A 17,470-nucleotide genomic window follows, 5' to 3' on the forward strand; every position below is an offset into this window, starting at 1 on the left:
AAGTAAATGAGTACAAAAAATAAATTTTTCATTTCCTGTGAGGAAGCAAAACACATTTGTGACAAGTCGCAATATGGGGAAGCTAGTTTTTGGGAAAGAGTAAAACTAAGCATACGATTATCTTGGTGTCGCATCACAAGAGCATATTCTGGCAGCAATGTAAAGTTGACTAAACTTATAAAAGAGTCTAAAATTGAAGCGATTGAAAAAGATAGAAAAGAAGAAATGCAACGGAAGCTACAAGAAGAAATGAGCAAATAGAAGCATTAAAAACCATACAATCGGAATACTTTCAACCCAAAAAGATGTAAAGTATCTCGATTTTTTTATGCCCGATTTCCAAATAACAAACGCTAACACAAAACTCAATCCGAGCGTGATAAAGAATTCTTCATTGAGCGCATTTTGAATCAAATAGTCCAATCCTGTAAAGAGTAAAATCCAAACATATGCTAGTTGTTTTGTTTTAGAAACTCCAATGCGTTGCGGCAAAGTCCCTAACGCTTCTGCGTCATAAGACAAATCACTTATTTCAAAAGGAATCATCAAAATCAACACTAAAACAAAACGTTGTAAACAAGTCAATACAACTGTTGTTTCTGCTATGGGCACATCGGCATTTACAATTGGCAATACTACGGTAACGCCTGCCCAACATAAAGCCACAATAATGATCTTTAATCCCGCAAGTGTTCTAAAATTTTTTCTATTTGGCAAAAAAGGAATGATATATAAAGAAGATAACACACTAAATCCAACAGCAAACAACAAGGTTTTTAGTTGCATTTGAAACGCGTAAAAAACAGCCAATACAAAACATAAAAAACTAAACAGTTGAATACCTTTCATGTATTTTGTTTTCACAAAAAAATATTGCTTTGCCGAACTGCCATATTTTATAAAATTATACGTCACAATTGTCCCGTAAAATGAAAAATACAAAACAGCTTCATCATATGGTAACTCAAACAATATCAAGGTAATATACGTTAGCGCATACACACTCAATCCAATATGAATACTGCTATCTAAATAAAAATTGAAAAGTTTCTTTAAAACATTCATCACACAAAAATAGCGAAACTGTTCATAACCTCTCTTTTTGGTTAAAAACTTTCCATATTCACATGTTTATGAAAGCATAAAGAAGTAATTTTTTAATCGTACTTTTGCATGCTATAAACACAACGAACTCGTTTAAGCTTTTTAGATGTAAGCGAAAATTAGAAATTTTTAGTTATGTTGAAAGCTTTTTTGAGTTGCATAGCATAGCTACGGAAAGAAAAAAAGATAAAAACAGGGCTAAAAAGAGCAATTTTTTAGCAAATTAAAAAAGCTTAAACGAGTTCAACCATAAAAAGACAAAATTATAGCCGATGAAAACTGATTCTTTTTCATTAAGACACAACGGAACACGTATAAAAAATGTTCCACACATGTTGCAAACCATCGGAGTTGATTCATTAGAACAACTTATTAATGAAACTATTCCAGATGACATTCGTTTAAAACATCCGCTTGCACTTCCGCCAGGATTGCCAGAAAACGAATTTTTATCGCACATGCAACATTTAGCAGGTCACAATAAAATATTTAAAACATATATCGGATTGGGTTATCACGAACCTGTAACGCCAGCCGTAATACAACGTAATATTTTTGAAAATCCAGGTTGGTATACAGCATATACGCCATACCAAGCAGAAATTGCACAAGGAAGATTGGAAGCGTTGTTAAATTTTCAAACCCTAGTTACGCAACTTACAGGAATGGAACTTGCAAATGCTTCTTTACTAGATGAAAGTACAGCTGCTGCGGAAGCTATGGGAATGTTATTTGCTGTTCGATCAAGAGATCAAAAAAAGAACGATGTTGTAAAATTCTTCGTATCTGAAGAAGTATTACCACAAACAATTTCGCTACTAAAAACGAGAGCAATTCCTATTGGAATTGAATTGGTTTTTGGAAATCATGAGGAATTTGATTTCTCAACAGAGTATTTTGGGGCTTTATTACAATATCCAGGGAAACACGGACAAATCTTTGATTACCGTGCTTTCACAGAAAAAGCAAACGCAAACGAAATAAAAGTTGCCGTTGCTGCGGATATTTTAAGTTTAGTAGTATTAGAATCGCCAGGAAATTTTGGTGTTGATGTTGTGGTTGGAACTACGCAACGTTTCGGAATTCCATTAGGATATGGAGGTCCACACGCAGGATTTTTTGCAACAAAAGAAGAACACAAAAGATATATTCCAGGTCGTATTATTGGAGTAACGAAAGATACCGACGGAAATCGTGCATTGCGTATGGCATTACAAACGCGCGAGCAACACATTAAAAGAGACAAAGCAACTTCAAACATTTGTACAGCGCAAGTATTGTTGGCTGTCATGGCAGGAATGTACGCTGTATATCACGGTCCAAATGGATTGAAATATATTGCGAATAAAGTACATTCAAAAGCAGTTAATCTAGCAAATACACTTGAAAAACTAGGTTTTGAACAAACAAATTCAGCATTTTTTGATACAATTGTTGTCAAAGCTGACGCTGAAAAAGTTAGAGAAATTGCAGAACAAAACGAAGTCAATTTTTTATACATTGATGAAGAAACCGTTGGAATTTCTATCAATGAAGCAACAACTGCTGGCGACATCACTGATATCGTATTTATTTTTGCTTCCGCTATCGAAGAAGGCATCATTCAAATTGAAAACACAAACGCTTCAAAATTATTATCTTCTGTAAAGAGAAAAACTACGTTCTTAGAAGAAGCAGTATTTAACAGCTATCATTCGGAAACGGAAATGATGCGTTACATCAAAAAATTAGAGCGTAAAGATTTATCACTAAACCATTCGATGATTGCGCTAGGTTCGTGTACGATGAAGTTGAACGCTGCCGCAGAAATGTTATCGTTAAGTTCAGCTCAATGGAATAACATTCATCCGTTTGTTCCTGTAGATCAGGCAGAAGGTTACCAAATTCTATTACATGAATTAGAACATCAACTTAATGTAATTACAGGATTCGCAGGAACTTCATTGCAACCGAATTCTGGAGCGCAAGGAGAATTTGCAGGATTAATGGTGATTAGAGCATTTCATGAATCAAATGGTGATACAAATAGAAACATCTGTTTAATTCCGGCTTCTGCCCACGGAACAAATCCGGCAAGTGCAGTAATGGCAGGAATGAAAGTTGTCGTTACCAAAACTACAAAAGATGGGAATATTGATGTCGCCGATTTACGCGAAAAAGCATTGGCTCACAAAGAAAATCTAGCGGCGTTAATGGTAACATATCCATCAACGCACGGAGTTTTTGAATCATCTATTACAGAAATTACAAAAATTATCCACGATAACGGCGGACAAGTTTATATGGATGGAGCCAATATGAATGCACAAGTTGGATTGACAAATCCTGCTACAATTGGTGCAGATGTTTGTCACTTAAACTTACACAAAACGTTTGCCATTCCACATGGTGGTGGTGGACCTGGCGTTGGACCAATTTGTGTTGCAGCACATTTAGTTTCGTTCTTACCAAGCAATCCAGTGATAAAAACTGGAGGAGAAAAAGCCATTACAGCAATTTCTTCTGCGCCTTGGGGAAGTGCTTTGGTTTGTTTAATTTCTTATGGATATATTGCAATGTTAGGTTCTAGAGGTTTAACGGAAGCTACGGAGTATGCTATTTTAAATGCAAATTATATCAAAGCAAGATTGGAAGGTAAATTCAATATTTTATATGCTGGAGAACGCGGACGTTGTGCACACGAAATGATTATTGATTGCAGACCATTTAAACAACATGGAATCGAAGTCACTGACATTGCAAAACGTTTGATGGATTACGGTTTTCACGCGCCAACAGTTTCGTTTCCAGTTGCAGGAACCATTATGATTGAACCTACAGAAAGTGAAAGTTTAGCCGAATTAGACACTTTTTGTGATGCATTAGTAGCCATTCACGGAGAAATCTTGGAAGCTGATGCAAACGATATAAATAACGTATTAAAAAATGCGCCACATACATTAGGAATGCTAACCGTAGAAGAATGGAACTTTCCATATTCACGACAAAAAGCAGGATTTCCATTGCCCTATATTTTAGAAAATAAATTCTGGCCATCAGTTCGTAGAGTTGATGATGCGTATGGAGATCGAAACCTTATTTGTACATGTGCGCCAATTGAAGCTTACGAAGAAGCATAAAACAAATTTATGGAGCGTTCAAAAAAACGCTCCATTTTTTAAATATTCACTATTCATGTTTAAATAATTATCAGTTATTAAGGTTTTAATTTGAATAATCATCAAAACTTTAACAATTGAATGCATTATCCGTAAAAATTATAATTTCCGCTTCTTATCTCAAATAATCAATCTTTATAATGATTAATTTAGTTGTCTTAAATCTAACAAAACTGTTATTGGTATGAATGTCAAAATAACTGGGACAGGATGCTATATTCCCTCTAATGTTGAAACCAACAAAGATTTCCTCGAACACGAATTTCTAAATAATGATGGAACTCCTTTTAAGCAGCAAACAAATATTATTATAAAAAAATTCAAGTCTATCACAGGAATTGGCGAACGCAGATATGCAGAAGCGCAACACAGTTCTTCTGATTTAGCTTTTTTTGCTGCTGAAAAAGCAATAGCTGATGCCAAGATTGATCCTGAAGAATTGGATTATATCATCTTCGCACAGAATTTTGGTGATATAAAAAAAGGCGCTATTCAAAGTGATGCCGTGCCGAGTTTGGCTAGTAGAGTAAAGCATAGTTTACGTATCAAAAATCCGAAATGTGTAGCCTATGACGTTGTCTTTGGTTGTCCAGGTTGGGTTGAAGGTACCATACAAGCATATGCGTTTATTAAAGCCGGAATTGCTAAAAAATGTTTAGTCATTGGCTCGGAAACGCTCTCTAGAGTTATTGACAAACACGATAGAGATTCCATGATTTATTCCGATGGCGCTGGCGCAACTGTTATGGAAACTACGGATGAAGATTGCGGTATTATTTCGCACGAAAGTGCAACGCATTCTTATGACGAAGCGCATTATTTATTCTTTGGAAAATCAAATAATCTTGCTTTAACGGAAGACACACGTTATATTAAAATGTTCGGTCGTAAAATATACGAGTTTGCATTGACACATGTGCCATCTGCTATGAAAGCATGTTTGGATAAAAGCGGGATTCCTATTGAAAGTTTGAAGAAGATTTTTATTCATCAAGCGAATGAAAAAATGGACGAAGCCATTGTAGAACGTTTTTACTTATTGTACGATAAAGAAGTTCCTAAAGACATTATGCCAATGACGATTCACGATTTAGGAAACAGTTCTGTTGCTACAATTCCAACGTTATTAGATTCGGTTATCAAAGGAAAAATAAAAGATCAAGAAATCCACAAAGGAGATATTATTATGTTTGCTAGTGTTGGCGCAGGAATGAACATCAACGCAATTTTGTATAAATATTAAACATGAATCAAGATACGATTGCAATTATTGGTGGCGGAAATTTAGGGAGATCTATTGCGCAAGGATTAATAAAAAATCAGTTTAATCCTGAGCAAATTTATGTAACACGTACTAAAGTTGCCCTTTTGGACGATTTGAAAGCGCAGCATATCAAAACAACTTCTAACAATATTGAAGCGGTAAAAAACGCTAAAATCTTAATTTTTGCACTAAAACCATATCGTATTGAAGCTGTTTTAAAAGAACTCACTTCACATATTACACCTGAACATTTGGTAATTTCTGTGATTAGTGATTTTTCTTTGGAACAGTTTTCCAATTGCTTAACTCCAAATATTCAAATTGTTCGTGCCATGCCAAATACGGCGGCGGCAATTGGCGAATCAATGACATGTTTGGCTTCTAAAAATGCTTCCGCAGAAAATATATCAAAAACCAAACTTATTTTTGAAGCACTTGGTGAAACTATTGAGATTGACGAAAATTTAATGGACGCAGCAACGGTTTTAGGCGCATGCGGAATTGCATATGCATTGCGCTTTATCAGAGCAATGATTCAAGGTGGAATTGAAATTGGATTTGATGCAAAAACTGCAACAAAAATTGCATCGCAAACTGTTAAAGGTGCAAGCGAATTGTTACTCCAAAACGGAAATCATCCTGAAGAAGAAATTGACAAAGTAACTACGCCAAAAGGTTGCACAATTGCAGGATTGAATGAAATGGAACACCAAGGATTTAGTTCTTCCCTTATTAAAGGAATTAAAACTTCTATTGAAACTATTCAGAAAGATTAGCTTTTATAACACTTCGTTATTAGATTTATTTCGTTTACTCAAATGAATAAATTTCTTAACTCATACACTGCAAGATTCAGTCAGAATGAAAAAGGATTCCTATTTTTACAAAAAATAATACAATGAAACTAAGCCTATTCAAAGAGTTTAAAGAGTTCGCAATTAAAGGAAATATGATTGATATTGCGATTGGAGTCATTATAGGTTCTGCATTCAATAAAGTTATTGATGTATTGGTAAAAGAAGTTTTTCTTCCACCGCTTTCGCTGTTGACTGATGGAATTAATTGGGCAAATAAGAAAATAATTTTAAGAGAAGCTGTTACAACAAATGGCGTTATAAAACCCGAAGAAATTGCTATTGGTTACGGAAAGCTATTTGAAGTATTAGTTGATTTCTTTATTATAGGTTTTACCGTTTTTTTAGTCGTAAAGCTTATGAATTCGATTCGTAACAAAGCGGAAGATCCTAAAAACGCAACAGTTACAACTCCTAAGAATATCGAATTATTAAATCGTATGACGGAACTTTTAGAGAAACAAGTGGAAATTGCTGAAAGGAATACTCCTAGTGATTCGAAAGTATAAAATAACCTGAGTTCAATCTAATGTAATACGTAACATACTCTGAAAAATCGCAAGATTTCTCCAAAATTCGTTTTCTTTCACTAATTTAGGGCTTGCCAACGCAGGCTTTAACCTAAAGAATGATCCATGAAAACTCTTTTTAAACTCATATGTATCTCATTCTTACTGGTTTCTTGTTCGTCAAATGACAATGAGATTGAGATTGATAACATTCCAACATATCCTACATTTGGTGCTGAAATTGAAGTAACTATTAATGGTTTATCGTTTGATGCAATGGAACCATTTGTGTCTTCTGATGGAAATTATTTATTTTTTAATAATTTGAATGATGGCATCAACACAAAACTTTATTATGCGACTAAAGTGAATGATTCCACGTTTAATTATGTGGGAGAATTATCAGGAACAAATCAAGCAACTTCGCCACATTTAGACGCCGTTGCTGATATGGACAGTAGCGGAAATTTTTACTGGACATCTACCAGAAATTACCCAACTGAATTGAATAATCTTTTTCACGGAACTTTTAATGCAGGAACTGTTAGCAATATTGAAAGAGTTCAAGGAGATTTTAATATGAACATTCCAGGTTGGCTTGTCATGGATCATGGAATAAGTTTGGATGGACAATTTTTATACTTCATTAATACACGATTTGATGGTACAAATTGTCCAGGTCCATGTGAAACGACGTTAGGAATTGCTCAGAAAGTCAATGCTTCAACATTTAACACACTTCCAAATTCGCCGTCAATCTTGCAAAATATCAACGATGCAACGTATATTTATTATGCGCCATGTATAAGTAGTGACAATCTAGAATTGTATTACACACGGTATTTAAAAGGACCAATTACTCCAAATACTCTTTTTGAAATATGTGTTGCTGTTAGAAGTGATGCGACTTCAGAATTTTCAGTTCCACGCGTTTTATTTTCAGAAACTATTGCAAACTTGGTTGAAGCTCCAACGCTGACTTTGGATAAAAATATTATGTATTATCATCAAAAAAACGCCAATTCTCATATAATAAAGATGAGATATAGAACTTCTCTATAAAACAGGCATTGAAATTCTTTCTACTTCACTCCTATTCTTTTGGAAATCCAATCGTTTACGTAAGGAATCATACGAAGTTTATAAATCACAAAACCATTAAATAACATACAGGTTCCGACTTTTAGAATGATGTCTAAAATCACATAATTTGTTGTTGGAATCATATTCAGCAAACTCACACTTCCTAAAAACGCACCTAATAATAAAATGTGCTTTATGGTAAATGGTTGAATTTTATATTTTGAATAGATAAAAATCAGCTTTACGCTATTATACAACGTCATAGAAATCAACGTTGCATACGCTGCGCCTTCAATTCCTAAGTTTAGATACTTGATGAAGTAAATGTTTAAAGACACATTTAGCACGACTAAAACAGCAATCGCAACCATATTGAACCGATAATATTTTGAGTATAATAATATGTGCGAATTGAATGATGTACTCATATCAATTACAACATTGAAACTCAGAATTAAAATGATCGGAATGGTATCGAGTAGGTTTTCTTGTGTTGGCAGTATTGAAAATAAATCATCAACACCTAAAAAGATACAACACAATAAAAATCCGCCAATAGCGAATAATAATTTAGAAACTTCTTGGTACTTTTTTCCGAGCGAAACAATATCATCTTTCGCAATGTATTCTGTGATAATTGGACTGTAAATTGTATATAAACCAATTGCAGGAATTGCTAATGTTGCTGCTAAAACTACGCCAATACTGTACGTTCCGTTTGCTGTCATTGCATTGACTTCTATCAAATTTGGCACCATGATTCCGTCAATCTTAAACGCCAACAACGAACCTAAAATGCTGAAAAAAGCAAAAACACTATACTTTATATATTCTTTCCGAAAGGAGCGATCAAACACTTTTTTATGATTAAAATTGAAGTTGATTTTCGCTACTTTTTTCACATATAAAAGCGCGATAAAGAGTAAAATTACAAAGCAAATTACATAGATAATTTTTCCAGTTTCAACTGTAATGATTCCGCCTAATAAGAGCAAAAATATGATTGGGAAAAATATTTTGATCGAAAAACGCTCCAATACTGTCGGAATCGCTATTCTTTTATAGTTCGATGCTTGTCGCTTGCTCAAATCCATCATCGCGAAAGCAAAACCAACAATTATAGAATATCCGATATAATCAAAGGCTTGAAAATCTGAAAGTACGCTTGATAATGAATTTGCCAACAACAAAAATATGATGGAAAATAGTATGCTATTTACAATAACAATGAGCAATGTGGAAGAGAAAAAGATGTTTCGTTTTTCTTCGGAATCTTTGAAACGCGGAAAATAATTGACTAACGATTGCGAAGTTCCAAATACAAAAAACGCCATGAGAATTTGTGCGCCATCAAATATATACCGCATGATTCCTAAAAATTCTTTATTATTTGGATAGATAAAAAGTGTAGACACAATTCCAATAGCCGCACCAATGTAATTGATAATGCTGAATTTGAGCGTTTGCGACGATACTTCTTTCTGGTGTTTTTCCAATCGAATAGATTCTAATAGTCACAAATTTACATAAATGTATGTATTGTTTGGGGAATTGAGGGAAAGTTTTGCATCTCGATAGCTATGCTAGGTATCTTCAATCAAAATATATTTTGATTTTAATAATGCTCGATGTGACAGGTTTTGGGTTTTAGTCGCTTTGCTCCTTTGTTTTTTTGTTTGTTCGTTAATTTGTTGATTCGTTATTTGATATATAAAATATTCAAAATCTAACAATCTAACAATCTAATATTTCTAAGAAGTCTAGAAATCTAACATGTCTAAGAAACAAAAAAACGGAAGCCATTTGACTTCCGTTTTTCATATATCTAAAAATAAGCTACTTACAACTTATCAATAATATTTTCAATTAATTCTGTGGTTGAAGCATAACTTAAACCTTCGCTTTTCGCGATTTCAATTGCTTCTTTTGCTTTCTTTAAAGCTTTCGTGTAATTTCCTGTTTTGTATAACAAAGCCGCGTGTGTATCTACATTATAATATGTAGCTCCCAACTCCACAGAACGTTCTACAACTTTGATTGCTTTTAATAAATCGCTTACGTCGTTGTGTGTTTTATACGTATGCCACGCGAGTGAATTTAATTTCGTAGAAGAATTCCAAATTTTATCTAAAGTAGCTTGACTAAATTCGTCTGAATCACCGTGTTTGTCAGTTGCATCATAAAATTCCGATTCTGTCTCAGTGCTTGAAATCACAGTTTCTTCCACTTCTTCTTCACCATCCATGTATTTTTCAATCAAACCTGCCATTTTGGATTTGCTCATTGCGCCTTCAATCTGTTCTAAGTTTGAACTATTGTAAATAAACAAATACGTTGGCATTGCAGAAACTCCCAAAGCATCATCTACTTGATTCTTATCAACATCAATTTTATAAAAATCAACGCGATCTTTATACTTTGCTTCCAACTCTTTTATAATTGGATCCATGCGTTTGCAAGGTCCGCACCAAGTTGCATAAAAGTCTAAAACAATCAACCGATCGTTATTTGTGAGTAACTTAGACTCAGCGTTTTCGTCTGTCAACTCAGTTTGCGCAAAGGAGGGAAAAGCAATACAAAGCATCAAAATCAGCAATACTTTTTTCATAATGGTATGATTTAATTAGAAGTTAAATTTAGTAAAAAATATGCAACACTTTTCATTATTTCTCTCAAACCATTGATTTGAGTGGTTTTTCTGATGTGAAACAATGAAAAAGCATACTTTAATAAACTTCGCAGTTCTATTGAAAACTAATTCGAAACGAATAGAATACTTAGAGTTTTAAAGTACTTCTCGATACATTTTTTTGTGATTTTGACTTTGTCAAATAACAAAAAATCACTCGAAGTGACGTTGGTAAAAAAGTCTAATAATCTAGTAATCCAAGAGATTCCCGCCTACGCGGAAATAAGTCTAACTAGTCTAGAATCTCAAACGAAAACGACGTATTCATCTTTAGCGAATTGTCAATTATTAATATTGTTCGTTTTATAATTACAAATGCGCTGTCTTTTTTTATATGTTTTGAATTGATGAATGTTGTATATAAAATTTTCTGTTTGTAAATGCTATCATTCACTTTTTTAAGATTTCCTTTAAACTCAATGTATTTAATTTCAATGCTTTGGATAGAATCTGAAAGTAAAACATTGAATTTAGTAGAAGTTGCTAATTGTTCCTTGATTGCTTCTTGAAACTCAGGATGTGTATTGATTAATACCAGCGATTCATAATTTGCGCGCAATTTTTCTTCAATTTCAGTATTGAAATCGATAAAAGAAACATCTCCGCTTTTAAAATCAGCATCATCAACTAAACCATCTTTATCGATTTCGATTTCTTCACTTTTTACAGCAGTATCTTCTTTTTTTGAAACATTATTGCTGCACGAAAAACACAAAAGGAAACCTACGATATATACAATTTTCATCTTCATTGAATCATAAATTTAAGTTTCACAATCTTGTTATTTTCATATACTTTGTCCAAAATTTGCATCTTTTTTAAACTGCTTGTCGGAATCGTTAATAGATTAATGAATTCCTTTTTTGTATATATTTCTATGCCAATATTCTTTTTAAACGCTCTGTAAATTTGTGCGTTATCCGCGATGAGTTCCTGCAATTGTTCTCGCCTTTTTTTCCAATCTTTTGTATTTCCGTTGGCGTAATACAACAACATTAACGCATAATCATCCGTTTGTAATTGAACCGTTTTATGATGATTGGAATTGATATGTCGCACAATTGTATCTGTTTTATGATACGGCGATTTTACAACGAATTTCAATTCACTTTCAGAAGTCGCATACGAGAAACAACCCAAACTATCCGTTTTAAAATACAGCGGCGATTCTTCCGTACGCAAAACGATAATGTCTAACGAAATATTTCGAATGGAAGCACGTTGGTCAGCATCTATGAAACAAAACGAAAAGGTATTTTCTTTTGGATAGATACTGTATAATCCGAGTAAAATCAGCGGAAGCGATATAAAAAACCACATTAGTTTTCGAGACGGTTTTACTGTTTTAGCTTCAATTTCAATTTCAACTTCAATTTCAGCCTGTTTCTGTTTAAAATCATTCCAATTGTCATAACCAACATAAACGCTTAGTAAATTGAGCATGTCTACGCGTGGCAACTTTTCAGTATCATTTTTAATATACGTGTAAAACCATTTTTCGCTAATACTGTCGTTGGTTTTACTGCGTACATCTTCTTGAAAATCTGTAATTGTAGTTCCTTTCCAATCAGAAATATCACTAGAAGCCGCATGCGAAGCCAAAAAAGTGGTTGCAATTTGCTGTTTCAAGCGTGAAAAATAATATGTTTTTTCTGTGTTCAATTAAAAGTAAAATTCAGATAATCAGCGGTTTGTATTTTGTAAATTAATTTACAAAGTCGTTACAAGCTATTTACAAAGCTTCACAACAAAACTCCAATATGTTTGTATTCTTAATCCTTAAAAATATAAAATTATGAATGCAATCACACTAAAACGAAACGTAAAATCTTATTTATTATTGGTTCTCTTTTTGATTTCGATGTCATGTAATACAAGTGCAGATTATAAAAATGAAGCCATTGCGCTAGAAAATGTTGACCTAAGAGATGATTATGATGGCGTAGATGACAAAGATTTCAAAGTTGAAACTGATGAAAGTAAAGGCTTAATTGACACACAGACCAATCAATTGAGAATATCAAATATTCCGAAAGATTTGAAAATTATTAAAACGGCAAGTACAAAGTATAAGGTAAAGAATATTGAAAAAGCGTTGTCAGAAATTAAAGAAGTCATGTATCTCAATGGCGGTTATATTTCGGAGCTGCGTTATGATAAGAATTATCAAGAAAAACAAAATAGATTTACTATAAAAATTCCTAAAGAAAACTTTGATATCATGTTAGATGGAATTCAAAAGTTTGCCGAAGAAACCGATTTTGTAACTATTTCTACAACTGATGTTACCGAAAAGTATATGGATGCACAAACGCGTTTGCAAACACGATTGGAAGTTAAAGAACGTTTGGAAACGGTTTTGCGCAAAAATGCACGAACTATTAAAGATATTTTGGCAACAGAAAATGAATTGCGCGTGATTCAGGAAGAGATTGAAGCAGCACAAGGAAAGATAAAATACATGAGTAGTAGAGTTGCTTATAGCACAATTCAGGTAGAAATTTATGAAACGATTACCTTTAAAGAAGCACCAATTAGCTACGAAAAAGGATTTGGATCGAAAGCAAAAGAAGGTTTGTTAGCAGGTTGGAATTTTATTCAAAACATAGCAATTGCGTTTATTTATATTTGGCCAATTTTAGTACTTTTAATTATTGGATTTGTTTTTTATAGAAGATGGAGAACGAGTAAGAAGTAAGTTTCCTTTGAATACGTCATTACGAACGATAGTGAAGTAATCTGCTTATTAAGAAACAGATTGCCACAAGTTTTTTCAAAACTTTCGCAATGACGTATCAAAATAATTCGCAACTCACCGTAGCAAAAAACTTTTAATCTTTCAATTTCAAATAAAAACAAATTCCTATTTTTGGTGCGTGAAAGAAATTTTATCTAAATATATTCCTGAACGTGCCGTAGATGTAACTTTTGAATTAATTATGAAGCATCATGTGCATTTGAAAATTGTGAATCAACGTGTAACACGACATGGCGATTACCGCAGAATGCCCGACGGAACACATATGATTACAGTAAATGCAAGCGAAAATAAGTATCGCTTTTTTGTAACACTTATTCACGAAATTGCACATTTAGTAGCTTTTGAAGAGTTTGGGCGACAGATAAAACCACACGGAATTGAGTGGAAACGAACCTTTCAACAATTGATGTTGCCGTTTATAAATCCGCAAATATTTCCAACTCGATTGTTGCCAATTGTAGCCAATCATTTTAGAAACCCGAAAGCAAGTAGTGATACAGACGCAAAATTCGCGTTAGCACTGAAACAATACGATCCAGAAAATGATAAAAATTATGTGTTCGAAATTCCGCAAGGAAGTACATTCCGAATGCATAATGGAAAAATTTTTAAACGCGGAAATAAACGTGTAAAACGCTATGAATGTGTTGAAGTTGCTACAGGACGCGTGTATTTATTTAATCCAAATGCGGAAGTTGAGTTGTTGCGGAGTTAATAATATTAGTTTGCTAAAATGTGATCAGAGTTTAGAAATAAATTATTAGTTTAAAACATAATTTTCAAATTCTGATTTTCATTTTCTTTGCTCGCACAAAAGATACTGAATCAAGTTCAGTACAGGCACCAACAAAAGAAAGTGCGCTTTTTCCAGAGGTATTTTTAGTTTTCTCTGCGGAAAACTAAAACCGCATCTATTTTTCTAAATTTTTTCCAAGGCTTCAAAAATTCTTAACGAAAAATAACTGCTATACTGCGGAAAAAGAATCAAAAATTTAGAATTATTATTTCAGTTTGAGTTAAAAAGAACGACTTTTTTTACTTTTTTCGGCAATCTGTAGTATCTTGCTTTACTAAACAAAATACTTCCCAACGAATAATGAGTAGAATGAACAAGAATTATTACGCAATTCTAATGGCTGGCGGCGTTGGCTCGCGATTTTGGCCTGTAAGTACTTCCAATTTTCCCAAACAGTTTCATGACATGTTGGGAACTGGCGAAACCTTAATTCAAAAAACATTTAGTAGACTTTCTAAATTAATTCCAAAAGAAAATATTTACATTCTTACCAATGAAAAATATAATGATTTAGTCTTAGAACAATTGCCCGATGTTACGCAACAACAAGTCCTTTTGGAACCTGAAATGCGAAATACCGCGCCGTGTATTTTATATGCTTCATTAAAGATTCAGAAGGAAAACCCAAATGGTGTTATGGTGGTTGCGCCAAGCGATCATTGGATTGAAGATGAAACTGCTTTTATAGCTAATTTGCAAACGTGTTTTGATAAATGTCAAAAAGAAAGTGTGTTGATGACATTGGGAATTACACCAACATTTGCAAATACTGGATATGGGTATATCAACTTTGAAGCGAATGAAAGTGCTATTAAAAAAGTAAAGAAATTCACGGAAAAGCCTGATTATGAAACAGCTAAAACGTTTCTGAAAAGCGGGAATTACTTGTGGAATGCAGGAATTTTTATTTGGAGTGTGCACTCAATCATTACTGCATTTCAAAACTTTCAACCAAAATTATATGAACTTTTTGATGAAGGTTTATCGGTGTATAATACAGATTTTGAAGACGATTTTATTCGTGATAATTACGGTCGAGCCGAAAACATCTCTATCGATTACGCCATTATGGAATATGCAAAACATGTATACGTATTGCCTGCCACTTTTGATTGGAACGATTTAGGAACTTGGGGAAGTTTGTATGATAAACTCGATAAAGAATCAGCTGGAAATGCAATTGTAAATGCACAAACTGTTTTACAGGATGCAAGTGGAAATATGATCAGAACAGCTGACAAAAAAGTAGTCGTTATTGACGGATTGCATGATTATATTGTTGTAGATAAAGAAGATGTATTGCTAATTTATCCAAAGACAAAAGAGCAAGATATTAAGAAAGTATTACAGAAAGTCAAAGACAAATTTGGCGAAAATTACGGATAAAGCTTATGAGTTCAAAAGAAGAAAATAAGTTCGATTTTTCGGAAGAAGAAAATAAACCTAAAGAAAAAGCAGCAGAAACTACGCCGCCAACAGATGCAAAAGGTTTGTGGCAAGGACTCAAAACGTTCTTGTATGAATTATTAGATATTCAACATGATGTTGACAAAGATCAAACCATAGAAGATATTAAAAAGGATATTCCTTTTAAAGGCGCAACTGCTTGGATTTTAGTATGTTCTATATTTATAGCTTCGGTAGGATTGAACGCAAATTCTATTCCTGTTATTATTGGAGCCATGTTAATTTCGCCACTTATGGGACCAATTTTAGGAGTTGGAATGGCGATTGCTATTAATGATATTTATACCTTACGTAAATCCTTGGTCAATTTTGGTGTCATGGTCGTTTTAAGTGTATTAACTGCTTTTTTATTCTTTAAATTTTTTCCATTACAAATAGATTCTTCAGAATTACTATCGCGAACAAAACCAGATATTCGTGATGTATTGATTGCCTTTTTTGGTGGTTTGGCATTAATTATAGCGCGAACAAAAAAAGGAACGATTGCTTCTGTAATTTTTGGAGTTGCGATTGCCACAGCTTTAATGCCGCCATTATGCACCGTAGGTTTCGGATTAGCAAAAGGTGGCTCAAAAGGATTGTTGTATGCAGGTGGCGCGATGTATTTATTCATCATTAACACCATTTTCATTGGCTTGGCGACTTTCTTAGTCTTGAAGTTATTGCGCTTCCCGATGTTGAAATATGCGAATTCTACAAAGCGTAAACGAATTTCACAAGCAGCTTCGTTAGTTGCATTAGCAGTAATGATTCCTGCAGTTTGGACATTTTGGGATGTGTTGCAAGAAAGTAATATACAACGTGATTATAACTTGTTCATTCAAAAAGTAGAAGCGAATCCAGCATTATGGTATCAAAAAGAAGTGAAAGACGATGATAAAAAAACCATCAACTTATATTTTAATGGTGAAGTTTCGAAAGATATTACAGCAGAATATGAAAATACATTAAAAAGTTATGATCATATTGGAGCTTATAAACTGAAAATCAACGGTTTTGAAACCCGAAGTGTAGATGAAATTTCAAAATCACTTGACAGAGCGTATACTGATTTAGATAATAGTAGAAATATTGTTGATGGCTTGCAAAAACAAATTGCCGAGCTAAAACGAGAAGTAACCGACCTTAATGGTCAATTAGAATCGAAAGCTTCCTTAGAGAATGAAAATTATGTAGCGTTTAGTAAAGTAGCGAAAACTGCAAAAATTAAATATACAGATTTACGTCAGTTTGGATTCGCAAAAATGTTGAATTCAAAAGATTTTATCCGAATCGATACAATGCCTGTGGCAGCTGTAAAATGGAATCCGAAATTATCAGATAGTGTACAAACCATTCGCGAAAGCGAATTAAATACTTGGTTGCGTAAAGAATTGAACCTTGATACGTTGATTATTGAGCGGATTAAATAGAGGTCGAAAAATAATAAATTAACCTGTTGTGCATTTTGATAAAATTCGTCAATTCGAGTGAATTTTACGATTGAAAATGAGTAAAATTTGTATCGAGATAGAATTTTTCACACTAAACTGGTTCTCGATACGATTTTTCATGCCTCAAAATCACTCGAACTGACGCTTCATTATACTTTTGAATTTAAAATGCACAACGGGTTATATATTACAAAGCGAACTTTCGGGTTCGCTTTTTTTTGTAAGCAATAAAGTGTTTAAAAAATATTAGCGTCTGATAAAATCTTTACATTCTTTTGAAAACCTAGCTTTGAAAGAGTTTTTAATACATTTTGATAAATTACCCATGCTTAAGTTAATTTCCAATAGTAAG

Annotated in this window: 15 protein-coding genes; 10 read left to right on the forward strand and 5 right to left on the reverse strand. The window is 33.4% G+C overall.

The window, feature by feature from the left end:
- Positions 1-6 precede the first annotated feature (6 nt).
- Positions 7-261: a hypothetical protein gene (locus IMCC3317_RS09800; RefSeq protein ID WP_160129335.1), complete on the forward strand. Its 255-nt coding sequence runs from the start codon at positions 7-9 to the stop codon at positions 259-261.
- Here the strand turns inward: IMCC3317_RS09800 and IMCC3317_RS09805 are convergent.
- Positions 238-849: a UbiA prenyltransferase family protein gene (locus tag IMCC3317_RS09805; protein ID WP_160129336.1), complete on the reverse strand. Its 612-nt coding sequence runs from the start codon at positions 847-849 to the stop codon at positions 238-240. The two genes, IMCC3317_RS09800 and IMCC3317_RS09805, sit on opposite strands and share 24 nt — an antisense overlap.
- Positions 850-1,376: 527 nt before the next feature.
- On the opposite strand from IMCC3317_RS09805, the gene gcvP reads away from it, so the two are divergent.
- From gcvP to IMCC3317_RS09830, 5 genes are all read left to right on the forward strand, one after another.
- Complete coding sequence (gcvP, locus tag IMCC3317_RS09810) at positions 1,377-4,223, forward strand: aminomethyl-transferring glycine dehydrogenase (RefSeq protein ID WP_160129337.1); 2,847 nt, start codon at positions 1,377-1,379, stop codon at positions 4,221-4,223.
- Positions 4,224-4,446: 223 nt separating this feature from the next.
- Complete coding sequence (locus tag IMCC3317_RS09815) at positions 4,447-5,505, forward strand: 3-oxoacyl-ACP synthase III family protein (protein ID WP_160129338.1); 1,059 nt, start codon at positions 4,447-4,449, stop codon at positions 5,503-5,505.
- Positions 5,506-5,507: 2 nt separating this feature from the next.
- Positions 5,508-6,302, forward strand: coding sequence for a pyrroline-5-carboxylate reductase (gene proC, locus IMCC3317_RS09820; RefSeq protein WP_160129339.1), 795 nt, complete (start codon positions 5,508-5,510; stop codon positions 6,300-6,302).
- 122 nt (positions 6,303-6,424) lie between these two features.
- Positions 6,425-6,889, forward strand: coding sequence for a large conductance mechanosensitive channel protein MscL (gene mscL / locus IMCC3317_RS09825; protein ID WP_160129340.1), 465 nt, complete (start codon positions 6,425-6,427; stop codon positions 6,887-6,889).
- A 126-nt stretch (positions 6,890-7,015) separates the two neighbouring features.
- Positions 7,016-7,951 carry a hypothetical protein gene (locus tag IMCC3317_RS09830; RefSeq protein ID WP_160129341.1) on the forward strand — a complete coding sequence of 312 codons (936 nt, stop codon included), beginning with the start codon at positions 7,016-7,018 and terminating at the stop codon, positions 7,949-7,951.
- 20 nt (positions 7,952-7,971) lie between these two features.
- Here IMCC3317_RS09830 and IMCC3317_RS09835 read toward each other — a convergent pair whose 3' ends face one another.
- From IMCC3317_RS09835 to IMCC3317_RS09850, 4 genes are all read right to left on the reverse strand, one after another.
- The gene (locus IMCC3317_RS09835) at positions 7,972-9,468 is read right to left on the reverse strand and encodes an MATE family efflux transporter (RefSeq protein ID WP_160129342.1); all 1,497 of its coding nucleotides are present in this window, start codon (positions 9,466-9,468) and stop codon (positions 7,972-7,974) included.
- 344 nt (positions 9,469-9,812) lie between these two features.
- Entirely contained in the window at positions 9,813-10,580 is a 768-nt protein-coding gene (locus IMCC3317_RS09840) for a thioredoxin family protein (protein WP_228055023.1), read from the reverse strand.
- A gap of 313 nt (positions 10,581-10,893) precedes the next feature.
- On the reverse strand, positions 10,894-11,412 hold the full coding sequence (locus IMCC3317_RS09845; RefSeq protein WP_160129343.1) for a hypothetical protein: 519 nt from the start codon (positions 11,410-11,412) through the stop codon (positions 10,894-10,896).
- Positions 11,409-12,290, reverse strand: a complete 882-nt coding sequence (locus tag IMCC3317_RS09850; protein WP_160129344.1) for a hypothetical protein — start codon at positions 12,288-12,290, stop codon at positions 11,409-11,411. The genes IMCC3317_RS09845 and IMCC3317_RS09850 overlap by 4 nt, the downstream gene beginning before the upstream one ends.
- A 166-nt stretch (positions 12,291-12,456) precedes the next feature.
- On the opposite strand from IMCC3317_RS09850, the gene IMCC3317_RS09855 reads away from it, so the two are divergent.
- From IMCC3317_RS09855 to IMCC3317_RS09870, 4 genes are all read left to right on the forward strand, one after another.
- The gene (locus IMCC3317_RS09855; protein ID WP_160129345.1) at positions 12,457-13,359 is read left to right on the forward strand and encodes a DUF4349 domain-containing protein; all 903 of its coding nucleotides are present in this window, start codon (positions 12,457-12,459) and stop codon (positions 13,357-13,359) included.
- 178 nt (positions 13,360-13,537) lie between these two features.
- Positions 13,538-14,137, forward strand: a complete 600-nt coding sequence (locus IMCC3317_RS09860; protein WP_160129346.1) for a SprT-like domain-containing protein — start codon at positions 13,538-13,540, stop codon at positions 14,135-14,137.
- A gap of 390 nt (positions 14,138-14,527) precedes the next feature.
- Positions 14,528-15,604 carry a mannose-1-phosphate guanylyltransferase gene (locus IMCC3317_RS09865; RefSeq protein WP_160129347.1) on the forward strand — a complete coding sequence of 359 codons (1,077 nt, stop codon included), beginning with the start codon at positions 14,528-14,530 and terminating at the stop codon, positions 15,602-15,604.
- Positions 15,605-15,609: 5 nt separating this feature from the next.
- The gene (locus IMCC3317_RS09870) at positions 15,610-17,097 is read left to right on the forward strand and encodes a DUF389 domain-containing protein (protein ID WP_160129348.1); all 1,488 of its coding nucleotides are present in this window, start codon (positions 15,610-15,612) and stop codon (positions 17,095-17,097) included.
- Positions 17,098-17,470 lie beyond the last annotated feature (373 nt).

This window comes from Kordia antarctica (genome assembly GCF_009901525.1).
GTDB classification, from domain to species: domain Bacteria; phylum Bacteroidota; class Bacteroidia; order Flavobacteriales; family Flavobacteriaceae; genus Kordia; species Kordia antarctica.